16 protein-coding genes are annotated in these 16665 nt (G+C 65.1%); 8 read left to right on the top strand and 8 right to left on the bottom strand.

Translation table 11 applies throughout. The annotated features are described in order from the left end of the window. Positions 1-144: 144 nt before the first annotated feature. The gene (locus AABE10_RS19325; RefSeq protein WP_342934852.1) at positions 145-1782 is read left to right on the top strand and encodes an acyl-CoA synthetase; all 1638 of its coding nucleotides are present in this window, start codon (positions 145-147) and stop codon (positions 1780-1782) included. A 47-nt stretch (positions 1783-1829) separates the two neighbouring features. Here AABE10_RS19325 and AABE10_RS19320 read toward each other — a convergent pair whose 3' ends face one another. Next, on the bottom strand, positions 1830-2372 hold the full coding sequence (locus tag AABE10_RS19320) for an Lrp/AsnC family transcriptional regulator (RefSeq protein ID WP_342934851.1): 543 nt from the start codon (positions 2370-2372) through the stop codon (positions 1830-1832). A gap of 171 nt (positions 2373-2543) precedes the next feature. Between AABE10_RS19320 and mdeB the strand changes: the two genes are divergently transcribed. Then, positions 2544-5258 (top strand): alpha-ketoglutarate dehydrogenase, encoded by a 2715-nt coding sequence (mdeB, locus tag AABE10_RS19315; RefSeq protein ID WP_342934850.1) that lies wholly within the window; start codon positions 2544-2546, stop codon positions 5256-5258. Between the two features lie 37 nt (positions 5259-5295). On the opposite strand, the gene AABE10_RS19310 is transcribed toward mdeB, so the two are convergent. After that, on the bottom strand, positions 5296-5682 hold the full coding sequence (locus AABE10_RS19310) for an SgcJ/EcaC family oxidoreductase (RefSeq protein ID WP_342934849.1): 387 nt from the start codon (positions 5680-5682) through the stop codon (positions 5296-5298). A 72-nt stretch (positions 5683-5754) separates the two neighbouring features. Beyond that, entirely contained in the window at positions 5755-6675 is a 921-nt protein-coding gene (locus tag AABE10_RS19305; RefSeq protein WP_342934848.1) for an EamA family transporter, read from the bottom strand. 120 nt (positions 6676-6795) lie between these two features. Between AABE10_RS19305 and AABE10_RS19300 the strand changes: the two genes are divergently transcribed. Beyond that, positions 6796-7689, top strand: a complete 894-nt coding sequence (locus tag AABE10_RS19300; RefSeq protein WP_342934847.1) for a LysR substrate-binding domain-containing protein — start codon at positions 6796-6798, stop codon at positions 7687-7689. A 277-nt stretch (positions 7690-7966) separates the two neighbouring features. Beyond that, a complete protein-coding gene (locus AABE10_RS19295; protein ID WP_342934846.1) occupies positions 7967-8170 on the top strand; it encodes a hypothetical protein in 204 nt (67 codons plus the stop codon). Between the two features lie 211 nt (positions 8171-8381). Here AABE10_RS19295 and AABE10_RS19290 read toward each other — a convergent pair whose 3' ends face one another. After that, the gene (locus AABE10_RS19290; RefSeq protein WP_342934910.1) at positions 8382-8543 is read right to left on the bottom strand and encodes a DUF1328 family protein; all 162 of its coding nucleotides are present in this window, start codon (positions 8541-8543) and stop codon (positions 8382-8384) included. A gap of 173 nt (positions 8544-8716) precedes the next feature. On the opposite strand from AABE10_RS19290, the gene AABE10_RS19285 reads away from it, so the two are divergent. Then, positions 8717-9652 (top strand): endo alpha-1,4 polygalactosaminidase, encoded by a 936-nt coding sequence (locus AABE10_RS19285; RefSeq protein ID WP_342934845.1) that lies wholly within the window; start codon positions 8717-8719, stop codon positions 9650-9652. Between the two features lie 45 nt (positions 9653-9697). On the opposite strand, the gene AABE10_RS19280 is transcribed toward AABE10_RS19285, so the two are convergent. Beyond that, positions 9698-10321 carry a LysE/ArgO family amino acid transporter gene (locus AABE10_RS19280; protein WP_342934844.1) on the bottom strand — a complete coding sequence of 208 codons (624 nt, stop codon included), beginning with the start codon at positions 10319-10321 and terminating at the stop codon, positions 9698-9700. A 97-nt stretch (positions 10322-10418) separates the two neighbouring features. Between AABE10_RS19280 and AABE10_RS19275 the strand changes: the two genes are divergently transcribed. Then, the gene (locus AABE10_RS19275; RefSeq protein WP_342934843.1) at positions 10419-11312 is read left to right on the top strand and encodes a LysR family transcriptional regulator ArgP; all 894 of its coding nucleotides are present in this window, start codon (positions 10419-10421) and stop codon (positions 11310-11312) included. A 27-nt stretch (positions 11313-11339) separates the two neighbouring features. Here AABE10_RS19275 and AABE10_RS19270 read toward each other — a convergent pair whose 3' ends face one another. Then, the gene (locus AABE10_RS19270) at positions 11340-12692 is read right to left on the bottom strand and encodes an NAD(P)/FAD-dependent oxidoreductase (protein WP_342934842.1); all 1353 of its coding nucleotides are present in this window, start codon (positions 12690-12692) and stop codon (positions 11340-11342) included. 126 nt (positions 12693-12818) lie between these two features. Between AABE10_RS19270 and AABE10_RS19265 the strand changes: the two genes are divergently transcribed. Beyond that, positions 12819-13790: a LysR family transcriptional regulator gene (locus AABE10_RS19265; RefSeq protein ID WP_342934841.1), complete on the top strand. Its 972-nt coding sequence runs from the start codon at positions 12819-12821 to the stop codon at positions 13788-13790. A 60-nt stretch (positions 13791-13850) separates the two neighbouring features. Here AABE10_RS19265 and AABE10_RS19260 read toward each other — a convergent pair whose 3' ends face one another. Then, positions 13851-15122 carry an MFS transporter gene (locus AABE10_RS19260; RefSeq protein ID WP_342934840.1) on the bottom strand — a complete coding sequence of 424 codons (1272 nt, stop codon included), beginning with the start codon at positions 15120-15122 and terminating at the stop codon, positions 13851-13853. Continuing rightward, the gene (locus AABE10_RS19255; protein WP_342934839.1) at positions 15119-16147 is read right to left on the bottom strand and encodes a PRC-barrel domain containing protein; all 1029 of its coding nucleotides are present in this window, start codon (positions 16145-16147) and stop codon (positions 15119-15121) included. The genes AABE10_RS19260 and AABE10_RS19255 overlap by 4 nt, the downstream gene beginning before the upstream one ends. Before the next feature lie 33 nt (positions 16148-16180). Here AABE10_RS19255 and AABE10_RS19250 point away from each other — a divergent pair, with 33 nt between their 5' ends. Continuing rightward, positions 16181-16570, top strand: coding sequence for a hypothetical protein (locus AABE10_RS19250; RefSeq protein WP_342934838.1), 390 nt, complete (start codon positions 16181-16183; stop codon positions 16568-16570). The last annotated feature ends 95 nt before the right edge of the window (positions 16571-16665 follow it).

Genomic DNA, 16665 nt, shown 5'->3' with positions numbered 1-16665 from the left:
TGCAAGGCGCAACCTGTGCGCGATTCGACGTTCGACGTCGAGATCCAGCAACCCGACGCGTTGCGCGGGCCATCCGCGTCGCTTGCGGAGTAGCATGACATCGAGCGCATTGCCGCACACATAAGCAACACTCAGGAGACACTGATGCTTCCCGCCGCTGACACATACGACGGCCTCATCGCCGCATTCGAATGGCGCATTCCGCAGCAGTACAACATCGGCGTCGACGCGTGCGACAAGTGGGCTGACGGCAGCGGCCGTCTCGCGCTGATCTGCGAGACGCGCGAAGGTCAGGCGACGCGCTACACGTTCGACGAACTGAAGTCGCTGTCGGATCGCTTCGCGAATGCGCTGCGGCGCAGTGGCGTGAAGAAGGGCGACCGTGTCGGCATCTTTCTCGCGCAATCGGTTGAGACAGCCGTCGCGCATCTCGCCGTCTACAAATGCGGCGCGATCGCGGTGCCGCTCTTCGCGCTGTTCGGGCCCGATGCGCTTCAATACCGCTTGTCGGATAGCGGCGCGGTCGCGCTCGTCACGGACCTGAGCGGCGCACAGAAGATCGCCTCGGTACGCGGGGCATTGCCCGATCTGCGCACGATCTTTTGCGTCGACGCCGAGCAAGCCGATCCCGCGTCGCAAGTCGAATCGTTCTGGACCGCGCTCAACGATTCTCCGGCCGCGTTCAATGCAGAGACGACGTCCGCGGACGATCCCGCCGTCATCATCTACACGTCCGGCACGACGGGCAAGCCGAAGGGCGCGTTGCACGCGCACCGCGTGCTGCTCGGCCATCTGCCCGGCGTGGAGATGCCGCAGGCGTTTTTTCCCGCCGATGCGCGGCTGATGTGGACGCCCGCCGACTGGGCATGGATCGGCGGTCTCTTCGATGTCCTGCTGCCCGCATGGCATCACGGCGTGGCCGTGCTCGCGCGGCGCTTCGAGAAGTTCGACGGTGAAGCGGCCTTCGATCTGATGCAGCGCTATGCGGTCACGCACACGTTCCTGCCGCCCACCGCGTTGAAGATGATGCGCGCCGTCGAGCGTCCGGAGCGATGGAAGCTCTCGCTGCGTGCCGTCGCGAGCGGCGGCGAATCGCTCGGTGCGGAGCTGATCGACTGGGGACGGCGCGCGCTCGGCGTGACGATCAGCGAGTTCTATGGACAGACGGAGTGCAACGTCGTGGTGTCGTCGTGCGCGACGCTGTTCGAGCCGTGTCCCGGCTCGATCGGCAAGGTGGTGCCTGGGCATCGCGTCGCGATCGTCGACGATGCGGGGCAGACCGTCCCGCGCGGCGAGCCCGGCAACATCGCGATCCGCGCGCCGGACCCGGTGATGTTCCTCGGCTACTGGCGCAACGAGCCGGCCACGCGCGACAAGTTTCGCGGCGACTGGCTGCTGACAGGCGACATGGGCCTGATGGACGCGGACGGCTTCATCCGTTTCGTCGGTCGCGACGACGACGTGATCACGAGCGCCGGCTACCGGATTGGTCCTGCGCCGATCGAAGACTGCTTGCTGCGCCATCCCGCCGTGCGGATGGCGGCTGTGGTCGGCGCGCCCGACGTGCAGCGCACCGAAATCGTCACCGCTTTCGTCGTGCTGAATCCCGGCTACGAACCGGGCGATCTGCTCGTGCGGACCTTGCAGGAGCACGTGAAGACGCACCTCGCCGCGCATGAGTATCCGCGCGCGATTCATTTCGTCGAAGCGTTGCCGATGACGGCGACAGGCAAAGTGATCCGCCGCGAACTGCGCGAGCGCGTTTCGCCGCCGCAGCGCTGAGTCCGAGCGGGCAAGCGTCGTGCGAGCGGACCCGAGCCTTCTCTTCTTTAAGCCCATTCGCGCGGCACATCGTCATCGGCGGCGAGCGTGAGGCCCGCGACGGGCAGCGGCAACGCCGTCTTGTAGCGCACCTGCTTGAGCGCGAAGCTCGAGCGGATGTTCGACACGCCGGGAATCTTCGTGAGCCACTGCACGATGAAGCGTTCGAGGCTCTGCATGTCGGGCACGACGACGCGCAGCAGATAGTCGGCGTCGCCCGTCATCAGATAGCACTCCATCACCTCGGGCCGCTCGCCGACTTCCTGTTCGAAGCGGCGCAGCGCATCTTCGACCTGCTTTTCGAGGCTCACCTGAATGAACACGTTGATGCGCAGCCCGAGCGCCTCGGCATCGAGCAACGTGACCTGCTGACGAAAGAGCCCCAGCTTTTCGAGCGCGCGCACGCGGTTGAAGCAGGGCGTCGGCGACAGGTTCACGGCACGCGCCAGTTCCGCGTTCGTAATGCGCGCGTTCTGCTGTAGCTGCTGGAGAATCGCGATGTCGATACGGTCGAGCCGCCGCGCGGTGGTGGATCTGGCTTCGGATGTCATAGGGTAAACATTCCATGTGAGGTCGAATTTCAGGAATAAATACACTATCTGAAACCGCGAGACCACGCAAAAGAGACGCACATTTTGTGGCTGCATGGGTAAGCTGATTCGACGTTGCAAGTCGTTTCGACGTTCCGCCGCTTTTCATGCCTTCCCTGCCGGAGTCGCGCCATGACCGATTTATCGAGCGGTGCTCAACCCGTTCAAGCCCTCACTCAAGCCCGCGTCGACAGCGACCCGCAGGAAACGGCCGAATGGCTCGCGGCGCTGGATGGCGTTGTCCAGCATGTCGGCATCGAGCGCGCGCAGTATCTGTTCGACCGGCTCGCCGCGCATGCGCTGTCGAACGGCGTCGCGTCGGCGCGCGTGAGCGTCACGCCATACGCGAACACGATTCCCGTCGATCAGCAGCCGCCGTATCCCGGCGATCTCGACACGGAAGAACGGCTCGCCGCCGCGTTGCGCTGGAACGCGCTGGCAATGGTCGTGCGCGCCAATCGCGCGTACGGCGAGCTGGGCGGCCATATCGCGAGCTATGCATCGGCGGCCGATCTGTTCGAAGTTGGCTTCAATCATTTCTTTCGCGGCCCGGACGATGCGCGCGGCGGCGATCTCGTCTATTTCCAGCCGCATTCGTCGCCGGGCGTGTATGCGCGCGCGTTTCTCGAAGGCTTCTTGAGCGAGACTCATCTCGAACACTACCGACGCGAGATTGCCGGGCCAGGGCTGTGTTCGTATCCGCATCCGTGGCTGATGCCGGATTTCTGGCAGTTCCCGACGGGCTCGATGGGCATCGGGCCCATCAACGCGATCTACCAGGCGCGCTTCATGCGCTATCTGCAGAATCGCGGCCTGCTGAAGACAGAAGGCCGCAAGGTGTGGGGCTTTTTCGGCGACGGCGAGATGGACGAGCCCGAAGCGATCGGCGCGCTGTCGCTGGCCGCGCGCGAACGGCTCGACAATCTCGTGTTCGTGATCAACTGCAATCTGCAGCGGCTCGATGGACCCGTGCGCAGCAACGGCCGCATCATCGACGAACTCGAAGCGCAGTTCACGGGCGCGGGCTGGAACGTGATCAAGGTGCTGTGGGGCTCGGACTGGGATGCCCTCTTCGCGCGCGATCGCGCGGGCGCGCTGCTGCGCGCGTTCGCGCATACCGTCGACGGCCAGTTCCAGACCTTCTCGGCCAACGACGGCACCTACAACCGCGAACGCTTCTTCGGCCAGAACCCCGAGCTGGCCGCGCTCGCCGCGCATCTGGGCAACGACGACATCGACCGCCTGCGGCGCGGCGGCCACGACGTGCGCAAGCTGCATGCGGCGTATGAGCGCGCGTCGAGGCACAGCGGCCAGCCTACTGTGATTCTCGCAAAGACGATGAAGGGCTTCGGCATGGGCTCGATCGGCCAGGGGCGCATGACGACGCATCAGCAGAAGAAGCTCGACGTCGAGCAGCTGAAGGCGTTTCGCGATCGCTTCCGTTTGCCGCTTTCCGATGACGACGTGGAGCAGCTCAGGTTCTACAAGCCAGCGGCAAACAGCCCGGAAATGCAGTACCTGCATGCGCGCCGTGCTGCCCTGGGAGGCTATCTGCCCAGAAGGCGGAGAGCCGCATCGCGGACGCCGACCGTGCCCGCGATGCCGTCCTGGGGGCAATTCGCGCTGGACGCGAACGGCAAGGAAATGTCGACGACGATGGCGATCGTGCGGATGCTCGGCAGTCTCCTGAAGGACGCGTCGCTCGGGCCGCGCATCGTGCCCGTCGTCGCGGACGAGGCGCGCACATTCGGCATGGCGAACCTGTTCCGCCAGGTCGGCATCTATTCGCCGCTCGGCCAGCTGTACGAGCCCGAAGACATGGGCTCGATGCTCTACTACCGCGAAGATACGCGCGGCCAGATACTCGAAGAGGGCATTTCGGAAGCGGGCGCGATCTCGTCGTGGATCGCCGCGGCGACCTCGTACAGCGTCCACGATCTGCCGATGCTGCCGTTCTACATCTACTACTCGATGTTCGGCTTCCAGCGCATCGGCGATCTGGTCTGGGCCGCCGCCGACCAGCGCGCCCGCGGCTTTCTGATCGGCGCGACGGCGGGCCGGACGACGCTGGGCGGCGAAGGCCTGCAGCACCAGGACGGCACGAGCCATCTGGCGGCATCGACGGTGCCGAACTGCCGCGCATACGATCCCGCGTTCGCGTACGAGATCGCGATGATCGTCGACGAAGGCATGCGCGAGATGATCGAGCGTCAGCGCGACGTGTTCTATTACCTCACGGTCACGAACGAGAACTACGCGCAGCCCTCATTGCCAGCGACGCCCATTGATACAGTGCGCGACGGCGTGCTCAAGGGCATGTATCCGCTCGATGCAGCGGCGCTCGACACGGCGCAGGTCCAGTTGCTCGGCTCGGGCGCGATCCTCGGCGAAATGCAGGCGGCGGCGCGCATGCTGAAGGACGACTGGCAGATCGACGTGGCCGTGTGGAGCGTGACGAGCTTCACCGAATTGCATCGCGACGGCGTCGCATCGGAGCGTGCGGAGCGCCTGTTCGATGCCGACGACAACAAGGCGCCTTATGTCACATCGGCGCTTGCCGTATCGCGCGGCCCCGTCATCGCGGCAACCGATTATGTGCGTGCCGTGCCCGAGCTGATTCGCGCGTATGTGCCGCGCCGCTATGTGACGCTCGGCACCGACGGCTTCGGACGCAGCGATACGCGCGCGGCATTGCGCGCGTTCTTCGAGGTGGATCGTGTGTCGATTGCGATCGCGGCGCTGAAGTCGCTCGCCGACGAAGGCGTTGTTTCCCGCGATACCGTGCGGCACGCGATCGGACGCTACGGCAAACTGGATGCGGATCGGCGCGTGCCTTGGGAAAAGTGAGCCGCCGTTGCGGCGACTCGCGTAGCGGCTGTCTATGTCACTGCCGCGGCACGAGCAGATTGGCGTCGCGCGCGAGCAGCCAGCGGCCGTCGGTTTCCTTGCGCAGAATCGTCAGCGTGTTGCCGGCGCGGTGCATCGGCGGCGAGCCGTCCTTCGGCGTGATGGTGACTTCGAGATGCGTGCGCAAGAATGCCCAGTCGCCGAGCACCTGAAGTTCGAGAATGTCGCTCTTGCCGTCGATGTCGATGTTCTTCTGTCCTTCGGATGCCGCCATGAACGCGGCCTTGCCGAACGGTTTCTGGCCCGCGATCATGAACACGGCGTCGTCCGTCATCAGGCTCAACACGGTTGCCGTGTCGCCTGCCTTGCTGGCGGCGAGCCATGTGTCGATCAGCTCGCGGATTGCGCGCTCGTCGTCGGTCATGATGCTGTCCTCGATGGTCGGAATGTGATCCGTCGATTGTAGACCGTCGATGCGAAGCGTCAGCGCACCGCGTTATCTCGACGTGACGATCACGCCGACGCTCGCGCTCACGACGAACAGCGTGCCCGCGAGTTGCAGCGCCGTCATCGGCTGCTGCAGCACGACAAAGCCCGCGAGCGCGCCGATCGCCGGTTCGATGCTCATCAGAATGCCGAACGACGACGCCGGCATGTGCCGCAGCGCGATCATCTCCAGCGCGTAGGGCAGAAGCGGCACGAGCAGCGCGAGCCCGGCCGTCGCGGCCAGTTGCATCGGCGCGATGTGCAGGCCGTGGTCGGCGAGCCCGAACGGCGTCGCAGCGAGCGCCGCCGCGATCAGCGACACCGACAGCCCTTCGAGCCCGTCGAAGAGCGCGCCTGTTTTCTTCATCAACACGATGTAGCTGCCCCAGCCACACGCCGCGCCTGCCGCGAGCAGCAGGCCGATCGGGTCGCCGATCCAGCCCGCGCGGTCATGCGCGAGCAGCAGCACGCCCGCGACGGCGAGCAGCGGCCACAACAGCGCACGCGGACGCCGCACGCCCAGCGTCGCGACGGTGAGCGGGCCGAGAAAGTCGATCGCGACGGCGAGACCGAGTGGTATGCGCCCGATCGCCGAGAAGAAGCACAACGTCATGCCCGCCATCGCGACGCCGAGCACGCCCGCCGCGATCCAGTGCGCGCGCGAATAGCGGCGCAGCCTGGGACGCACGACGAGCGCGAGAATCGCAGCCGCCCACGCGAGCCGCAACCAGGTCGTGCTGAATGCGCCGAATGCGTCCATCGTCGGCGCGGACAGCGCGGCGCCGAACTGCACGCACGACATCGACAGCAGGCCGAGCAGCGCGGCCGCGCCGAGGTGGCGCTTCGGCGCGGCGGGCGTAGGGGCTGCCGTCGCGCGAGTCGGAGGTGGTGCGTCCAATGCGACGGGATCGGCGAGTGGGGAGTCTTTCATGGGTTCTGTTCAATGGGCGCGACGGACGTGGAACGGCGGAGAACGACAGATCCATCATATCGGCGAAACGAGCGTTAAGATAAGCTGATATTTCTTATGCCGTTATCACGGACGCTAATAATGCGCGATTTCGACAGCAGTCTTCTGAGAGCCTTCGTGACGGTCGCGGAGACGGGCGGCGTCAGTGCCGCCGCTGCGCGGCTCTCGCGGACCCAGGCGGCCGTCAGCATGCAACTGCGCCGTCTGGAGGAGGACATCGGCCAGCGTCTGCTCAAGCGTTCGCCGCGCGGAGTGCGTCTGACGGAGGCGGGACATCGGCTGCTGCCTTACGCGCACGCGATTCTCGGCGCAGGTGAAGATGCCCGCCGTGCGCTCGATGTGCGCGATGTGGCAGGCACCGTGCGTCTCGGCATGCTCGAAGACGTCGCGGTGGGCCGCTTGCCGCGCGCGTTGCGGCGTTTTTCGGCCGCGCATCCGCAGGTCGCGCTGGAGATCGTCGTCGATGCGAGCGCGGCGCTGTCGCAGCGTCTCGCCGATGGCGCGCTCGACGTGCTCGTCGGCGATCCGGCGATGGTCGACGCGACGCCGCTCGTCGCGTGGAGCCAGCCGCTCTATTGGGTCGGCGCGCGCGGCTATGTGGCCGGGCGCGATGAGACGCTGCCGCTCGTCGCCTTCGGCGGCACATGCTTGTGGCAGCAACATGTGATGACAATCTTGCGGCGCGCGGGCATCGCTTGGCGTGTCGTCTGCACGAGCACAAGCCTGCCTGCCGTGCAGTCGGCCGTCGAAGCAGGGCTGGGCGTATCGGTGCTGCTCGAAGGCAATATCCGCTACGAATCGATGCGCGTGCTCGGCGCCGCCGACGGCTTGCCCGAGCCGCCCACAGCGGACCTCGGCCTTTTCGCGCGGCGCATGCCGGGCGCGCAGAGCGCGGCTGTCGAAGCGTTGCAAACCTTCCTTTGCGAAGAACTGGATATCGGCCTCGGCGAGCGCTCATCGAAAGAGCGCTGCTAGCGCCGCATGCGGCAGCGGACGCTGCGCACGCGCGGCTTGCGCGAAAAGCGATAGTTTGACGAGCGCATGAAAGCCGTGAGGATTCCTCGTATATACAACGACGGACAACGCTGGACTTGCCGACGTGTTGGTCAAGTTGTCATATTGTCCCTTCATAGTCTGTTCGAGGGACGCGATGGCTTGAGCGCGTGAGAGCCCGCTTCAGCACATATCAATTCGACACTGCCGCGACAGCATGACGGGGTGATCCATGCGGACGGTGCGATCGGGGAAAGGCATGAACCATCATCAGCTTGAGTCGGATCTCGAGCATCTCGAGCATGTCCTGGTGCGCATTTCCGGTGCGGAGCCCATTCCGCTTTCTTACTGGCGCAAGCGCGTGGACGACGTCAATGCGGCTGCGCGCATTCCCGCGCAAAAGAGCCGCGCGCAGAAGCTTCACGAAGCGTTGAACGCGCTGGAGTCTCGTACGGGGGCGTGAGCGTTTACCCGTTTGCGACGCGTCGGTGGGCGCTCTTGCTGGCATCCGCGTTGGCGCGTCCTCGCGCATTGCGGATGCTCACGACGGGCAACGCGACTCACGAAAGGCACCCGCAAACGGCTGCCGGCAACTATTGCAAAAGCGGCAAGAGCACCGCGCACAAATTGCAAGCACCACGATCAGCCGTTTGCCGGAATAAAAGCATGCGCGCTCAGCGTCTGATGACGCCCATCAGCAGCGTCACGAGGAAGATCACGATAAAAATAAAGAACAGCACCTTCGCGATTTCGGCAGCGCCGGCGGCGATACCGCCAAATCCGAAGATGGCCGCGATAATGGCAATGACTAAAAAGATGGCAGCGTATCGAAGCATGGCAGTCTCCATCGTTGGATTGCTGGACAGGTCGATGCAGCGATCGACCGATACGCGGGAACCGCGTCGGCAGCCACACGCGCCACCGTCACGGCATCGAGCAACACCCGTGCCCATCGTGCCATCATAGGCAGGCTCGTGGCCCCCAGGCAATTGGCGACAATCGTCGACTCATGACAGCCAGTTTTCTCGCACACATCGGAATTTCGTGGATCGTCATCGCCTGCGTGGTGGTGGCGATACTGCTGTTGTCGGTTGCGTGGCTGCGGCCCGCGATCACCGCGTGCAAGCGGGTTTCGGCGACGGGCATCGGGTCCGTCGCGTTCTTCTACGGCGCGAGCGTGCAGGCCGAGCAGTTCGAGCCGTTCGATACTGTCGTGCTCGAACCCGATAGCGGATTCGATCCGCTCGCGCACACGGCGCACTGTCCGAACTGGTATGCGTATGTGAGCGTCGGCGAGGTGACGAAGCAGCGCGCGTACTACACGAAAATGCCGCAGACGTGGTTTGCAGGCCGCAATGAAGCGTGGGCGTCGACGGTCGTCGATCAGACGGCCCCGGGCTGGCCAGAGTTCGTTGTCGGCGAGATCATCGGGCCGCTGTGGGAGCGCGGCTATCGCGGCTTTTTTCTCGACACGCTCGACTCGCATCAGCTTGTCGCGAAGACGGATGTGGAGCGGGCGCGGCAGCAGGCAGGCTTGATCGCGGTGCTGCGCGCAGTGAAGGCGCGATATCCGCAGGCCCAGTTGATATTGAATCGCGGCTTCGAGATCCTGCCTTATGTGCATGATCAGATCGCGGCGGTCGCGTTCGAATCGCTGTTCGGCCGCTGGGATCAAGCGAACCGGCGCTATGACGAAGTGCCCGGCAACGACCGCGAATGGCTGCTCGGCCAGGCGCGCACGATATGCGAGCGCTACGGGCTACCCGTCATTTCAATCGACTATTGTCCGCCGGATGACGACGCACGCCGCCGCGAGATCGCGCTGAAGATCGCCGCGCTCGGCTTCGAGCCCTATGTGACGGACGGCGCGTTGCAGACGGTCGGCGTGGGCTGCGCGGCCGTCGAAGAGATCGCGCGTCCCACGAAGGTGACGTTCAAACGTTGAAGAGCCGGCGCGGCAATCGACGCGATCCGGCACCTGTCAGCGGGCTTAGCGCAACTGCGTGACGGCCAGCAGCAACACCATGCTGCCGATCGCGCCATCCAGCACGCGCCACGCGGTCGCGCGCCTGAAAAGCGGTGCGAGCGCGCGCGCGCCATAGCCCAGTGCAACGAACCAGATGGCGCTGACGGACATCGCGCCGACGGCGAACGCGGCGCGCGTGCCTTGCGCTTCGCGGGCGCCCGCTGTGCCGATCAGCAGAAACGTATCCAGATAGACATGCGGATTGAGCCATGTGAACGCGAGCGTCATCAGCACGATGGGCCACGCGCGTTGCATGGGCGGCGCGGCATCGCCTTTCGAATCGGTGTCGAGCACGGCATGCCCTGGGCGCAGCGCGCGCATCAGCGCGCTGATGCCGAACCACGCGAGATAAGCGAGGCCCACGTACAGCAGCGCGTGGATGAAAGCCGGATAACGCTCGACGAGCACCGATGCCCCGCCGACGCCCGCGCCGATCAGCAGAAAGTCCGACAGCGTGCACAGCAGCACGATCTTGCCGATATGCGAGCGCATGATGCCTTGACGCAACACGAATGCGTTTTGCGCGCCGATAGTGACGATGAGTGACGCGCAAAGCGCGGCGCCATGTGAAAAAGCCAGCCAGTTCATGATGTTTTGAGAAGGTGAATAGATTGCATGGCGCCAGTGTGCCGCGACCGTTAGAATAAGAGAAGCTAATTTATGTAATGCCGATTAAGGAGCGCTAATGCTCGACTATGCCTTGCTGGATGCGCTCGCGGCCGTCGTGCGCCACGGCTCGTTCGATCGCGCGGCGACCGCGCTCAACGTGACGCCTTCGGCCATATCGCAGCGCGTGAAGCTATTGGAAGAGCGCGTCGGCAGCGTGCTCGTCAAGCGCGGGCAGCCATGCACGGCGACCACGTCGGGCGCATTGCTGTGCCGGCATACGGAGCGCGTGCAACTGCTCGAAGCCGAACTCACGGGCCGCGTGCCCGATCTGCCCGGCGCGTTGCTCGAGCCGTGGCCGACGTTGCGCGTCGCCGTGAACGACGACAGCGTGGGCACGTGGTTCATCGACGCGATTGCCGACTTCTGCGCCGAGCGCGGCATGCTTCTCGATCTGGTGATCGACGATCAGGACCATACCGCGCAGCGCATCCGTGACGGCAGCGTGCAAGGGGCCGTGACGACGCAATCGGAGCCCGTGCAGGGTTGCCGTTCGACGCGGCTCGGCCGGATGCGCTATCTCGCCGTCTGCACGCCGGCGTATTTCGAGCGCTATTTCAGCGAAGGCATCGCGCGCGATACGCTGCGCCGCGCGCCGTGCGTCGATTTCAATCCGAAGGATCAGTTGCAGAAGCGCTTCGTGCGCAAGATCACGCGCGCCGAGCTCGATGCGCCGACGCACTGGATTCCGCACGTCTCCGGCTTTCTGCGTGCATGCTCGACGGGCCTGGGCTGGGGCATGTGCCCGGAACGGATGATCGCCGCGCAGCTTGAAAGCGGCGAACTGATCGACATGGCGCCGGGCAAGCATCTCGATGTCGACTTGTACTGGCAAAGCTGGCGCCTGTCGATCGGCTGGCTCGATGATTTTGGCGCGGCGCTGCGCAAGCGGTCCGCCGAATTTCTCGACTGACTCCTTGCATTCCTTCTTGGGCGAGATTCAATGCAGCCGGATCACAGGATGCACGCGGCGGCGCAGCCAATGACTCGCCGTATCGAGCGTCATGCGCGCGAAGCCGGTGAGCGTCATCACGTGCCGGCGATAGATCAGCCGGTAGACGACAGTCGCGAACCAGCCGTCGACGAACACGGGCCGCTCGCGCAATCCGCTCAGGCTGCCGATCGTGCCGACATCGCCGAAGCCGACCAGCGTGCCCGCATCGCGATACGTGAACGCCGGCAGCGTTTCACCGCCGACACGGCATTTCAGCGCGCGAGCAAGAAACATCGCCTGCTGATGCGCGACCTGCGCACGCGGCGCGAGAAAGCCGTCCGCATCTGACGGACAAGCAGCGCAATCGCCGAGCGCGAACACGTTGGCGTCCGTCGTCGTCTGCAGCGTGCGGTTCACGAGCACCTGTGCGTTGCGATTCACGGCGATGCCGTCGAGCGCGCGCAACACGGGCGGCCCTGCAATGCCTGCCGTCCAGATCGCGATGTCGCTTGCGAGTTGCTGGCCGTCGTGCGTGAGGACAGCCTCTTCGCGCACTTCGGTGACGCGCGTATTCGTGAGCACGTCGACGCCGAGCCCGCCGAGAATCCGCTGCGCGCGGGCCGAAATGCGTTGCGACAACGCGGGCAATACGCGATCGGTGCCTTCGATCAGCCTGATGCAAAAGTCGCGCTCGGGATCGAGTGCGAAGAGGCTATAGCGGTGCATCAAACGGATGCTGTCACGCAGCGCGGCCGCGAGTTCGACGCCCGTCGCGCCCGCGCCGATGATGTTGATCGACACAGGCTGCACGTGTTGCGCGCCGCTCACGCGCCGCACGTGGTTCGCTCGCGTGCACGCATCGAGCAGCTTGCGGCGAAACGATTCCGCGTGTGTGACGGACTCCAGCGGCAGCGCATGTTCGGCCGCGCCTCGCACGCCGAAATAGTTGGTCACGCTACCCATCGCAAGCACGAGCGTATCGAACGCGATGTCGCGCGCGGGCAGCACTTCGCGGCAATCCGCGTCGAGCGTCGCGCCGATCGTGATGCGGCGCTGCGCGCGATCGAGCGATTGCAGCGAGCCCTGTTCGAACTCAAAGCCATGACGCCGCGCCTGCACCGCATATTGCAGCTGATGCGTGGCGGGATCGATCTGCCCTGACGCGGCTTCGTGCAGCAGCGGCTTCCAGAAGTGCGTCGGCGAGCGGTCGACGAGAACGATCCGCGCCCGTCCACTCTTGCCGAGCGATTCGCCGAGCCGCGTCGCGAGTCCCAGTCCGCCGACGCCGCCGCCAACGATGACGATGCGGTGCGGCGCGGAGTGCGTGCTGCTTGCTGTGTGTCGATCGATCGAAGCCATGACGTGTACTCTCCTGAACGTTTTCAATTCGATTCATGCGACAACTTCATCATTGAGGTCGAGTATAGAATCGGGGAAAACAGCAGCACAATTTAATGTTTGTACGAAACATATAGGTTTTTGCTTATGCTAAAGGCGGCGACGTTTCGTCAATTGAAGGCACTTCATACGGTGGCGAAGCTCGGCAGCGTGTCGGGTGCGGCGGAAGAGTTGCGCCTGACGCAGCCGGCCGTGTCGCTGCAAATCCGCTTGCTCGAAGAGGCCGCGGGCGCGCCGCTGTTGCAGCGCGTGGGCCGTGGCGTGCAACTGACGGCGGCGGGAGAAATCCTCGCACGCTATGCGCTCGAAATCCTCGACTTGTGGAACGGCGCCGCCGACGATCTCGCCGCGTTGCACGGCGAGCAGGGCGGCACGCTGCGGATCGGCGCAATCACGACGGCCGAGTATCTGATCCCGCCGTTTCTCGTGCGCTTTACCGAGGCGCGTCCGCAGGTGAAGGTGCAGTTCAAGGTCGGCAACCGCGCGGACATCATTCGCATGCTCGCGACGCATGAAATCGATCTCGCCGTGATGGGCAGCCCGCCGCGCGAGTTGCGCACGGTCGCCACGGCCTTCGCGAAGCATCCGATGGCGTTCGTCGCGTCGCCGTCACATCCGTTGATGAAGAAGAAGCGCCTGACCCTCGGCGATCTGGAATCCGCGAACCTGTTCGTGCGCGAGCGCGGCTCGGGCACACGCTCGACCGTCGAGAATCTGTTCCGGCAGGCAGGGCACAAGATTCACATCGGCTCCGAGCTGTCGAGCAACGAAGCGATCAAGCAGCTGGTGGAAGCGGGCCTCGGCATTTCGTTTCTGTCGCTGCATGCGTGCACGCTGGAATTTCAGGCGGGGCTGCTCGCGCTGCTGCCGCTGCCCGACAACCCGATCGAGCGCGACTGGTACGTGATGCATGTATCGGACAAGCGCTTGCCACGCGTCGCGAGCCTGTTTCGCGACTTCCTGATCGACGAGGGCATGACGGGCAGTGTGCCGATTCCAATGCCGTCCGTCGCGGCGGCGAGGAAGCGGCGTCGCGTGAAATCCGCCGGCTTGCGTTGAGAACGTGATTGAAGTGCGGCCGAAGCCGCGCGCCGATGTTAATTCGATTTTGCCGCGACGTTACTCCACCCGCTTGAACGGCCCTTCGTCGGACGGCGCTGGCTTCGCTTGCAGATCGTCGTCGGCGGCATCGCGCGTCTCGGGCATCGCGGCCCACACGAGCAGCACCGCAAGCGCACCCGCGCCCGCGAGTCCGAAGAAGCTGATAGCGCTGCCGAAACGATCGGCGATGAAACCCGCGAGCGCTGTCGAGAACGTCGCGCCGATCCCCGCCGCAAGACCGAACAGGCCGATCGTGAGGTTGTAGCGGCCCTTGCCGCCCGCCACGTCGGCGGCGATCAGCGGCAGCATCACGCCGAACACGGCGGCGCTCACGCCGTCGAGCATCTGCACGGGCACGAGCAGATACGGGCTGCTCACGCCCGCGAACAGCAGCGCGCGCAACGGCAATGCGGAGAAGCCCAGCAGCAGGATAGGGCGGCGTCCCCAGCGCTCTGCCGTGCGTCCGACCCACGGCGACAGCATCGCGACGATCGCTTGCGGCACGATGATGCAAGCCGCGATCACGAGTTGAACGTTGTCGCCCATGCCCGCCGTCACTTCGCCTGCGGCGAGATTCAGCATCGCCGCGTTCGACAGGTGGAACAGCACGACGCACGCTGCGAACACCAGCATGCGCTTGTCGCGCAGCAACTCGAAGATCGACTCCTTTTCCTCGTGCTCGCTGGAATCCTTCTTCGCGGGCACGTGCGCCGGCGCGTGATGCGACGGCATCGTGATCATCGACAGCGCGATCAGAGCGGGCGCCGCGAGCGCAGCCGTCAGCCAGAACACGGCGCGCGCGGAGAAGTACTCGCCGAACAGGCCCATCAAGCCCGCAGCGACGGCGCTGCCGATCGACGCCCAGCGCGCGTTGCGTCCGAGCCGGTCGCCGAGATCGTGCCGTCCGACGAGCGCAAACGAGATGGCCGCCATTGCTGGCACGAGCATGCAGCTCGCGAAGCCGTGAAAGACTTCGGCGGCCATCACGGGCAGCACGGTCGGGCTTGCCGCGAGCAGCACGGCGCTCAGGATGATCGCGATGATCGCCCAGGCGGCGGCGCCTTTCTTGTTGCGCAGCGCGTCGACGGCGGCGCCGCCCGGCACCTGGCTCACCATCGCGCTGATCGTGCCGATCGAAAGGGCGAGACCGATCTCGCCCTGTGTCCACTTGTGCGACGCGAGGTACGAAGCAATGAACGGCCCGAACCCCGTCTGCACGTTCGCGACGAAAAAGTTAAGCCAGTCGAGGGCGCGGAGACTGCGTGCGTTGACCATGAGACGGCTCGTCATCGTGAATTGCGTGCGGTTGATGCCGCCGCAGCGGACGACGAAGGGCCAGCTGCCGCGGCGGCTGGAGGTGGTGCGGGCGGTGCAGGTGAGACGGCGTGAATCGGCTTGTCCGTCTCATAGGATGGCGACGCCTTGATCTGCGCGTCATTGAGGTCCATCAACGGGCGCAGCGTCTTGTCCTTTGTGACGAAGCGCAGCGCCGACCAGTTCGCGGCGATCATCCGGCGATCGGGGCTGATGATGCCGCTCACGTCGAGCACGATGGCCTGCGGCTGCGCATTCGCGTCGATCAGCACGTCGATCACGCGGCCGACCTTGCCGCCGTTCGGGCGCTCGACATCCGCATCCATCAGTTCCAGTTGACCGGGAGGCACGGCGGGCGGGGCCGTCACGGCGGCGAGCGGCGTCGCGAGCGCGGCCGACGGCTTCGGCTGGCTGGCCGCTGCCAGCTGATTCGGCGGCACGGTGATCGTGATCGGCGCGCCCTTCGCGTTCGGCGTGAAGCGGAATGCCGTCCACGGAAATCCGACCTTGCGGTCGCCGACGCCGAGAAAGCCCTGCAGGTTCACGATCATCAGGCGCGGCGTGCCGCTCGCGTCCGCCGTCATGTCGACGGCGCGGCCGAGCACCTTGCCGTCGCTCTTCTGCACTTCGCTGTCGAGCAGGCCGTGCGTCGCGTTGCGGTCAATCACGCGCGTCGTGATGATGGGGGCGGGAGCGGGCGGCGGAGGCGGCGGCGGGGGCGCGACGACGGGCGGCGGCGGCTCCGGCTTGCGCGGACGCACGACGGGAGGACGCGGCTTCTTCGGTTCCTTCGGCTCGACTGTTTCGACGGGGCCCGGCTCAGGCTCGGATGCGGCGACGGGCGCGGGGACGTTCAGCAGCGTCACCGTCGCTTCGCTGATGGGCGCGGGCGGCTGTTCGGTCGGCCCGAACAGGCTGCACCCCGACAGTATCGCGATCAAGGCCGCAAAAACGGCCAGAAACAAAAGACGGAAGGCTGGACGTAGGAAACCGCCATTCATCAAGTGGGACTCCGTGGCCAGGGCGGCAGGCCGATGCAGGTGCTGTCGCAAAGAAACGATCGAGAGACTCTTGCGGGCATCGAAAGCCTCGCCGGCAATGCATTAAAGGCGTGGTTTGCCGAGAGTTTAACCTGTGACGCTGCGCGGCCCTTGTTTCGTCTGCGTTTGCGGGCAGCGCAACACTACGGCGCCGCCTCGCAAACGACCCTGCAAATGCAGTGTGCAGCATTCGACATCGGCTTCAAAGCGCTTACAGCAGCGCTTGCGCGCCTGTCGGGCCGCGCGAAGGGCGTAGGTGTTAACACGTGGGCCGCGAGCGCGGGTTGCCGTGATTCAAACGATATAAGGATCGCGACATGCCCGGCATCTTTTTATCGCGATGGGACTTATAAGGTGATTCGCCTAACCTTCGCCTCAGCATAAAAAGAACAACGGCGCGACGCGTGACGACAGATGGCATGACAAACGACGTCGACCAGCGCGCCGAGGGCCGGAAAGCGCAACACATACCGACTACT

The sequence above is a fragment of the Paraburkholderia diazotrophica genome (genome assembly GCF_038900755.1).
Taxonomy (GTDB): Bacteria; Pseudomonadota; Gammaproteobacteria; order Burkholderiales; family Burkholderiaceae; genus Paraburkholderia; species Paraburkholderia diazotrophica_A.
Note: the sequence above shows the minus strand (reverse complement) of the source record. Positions and strands in the feature narration are given on the sequence as shown.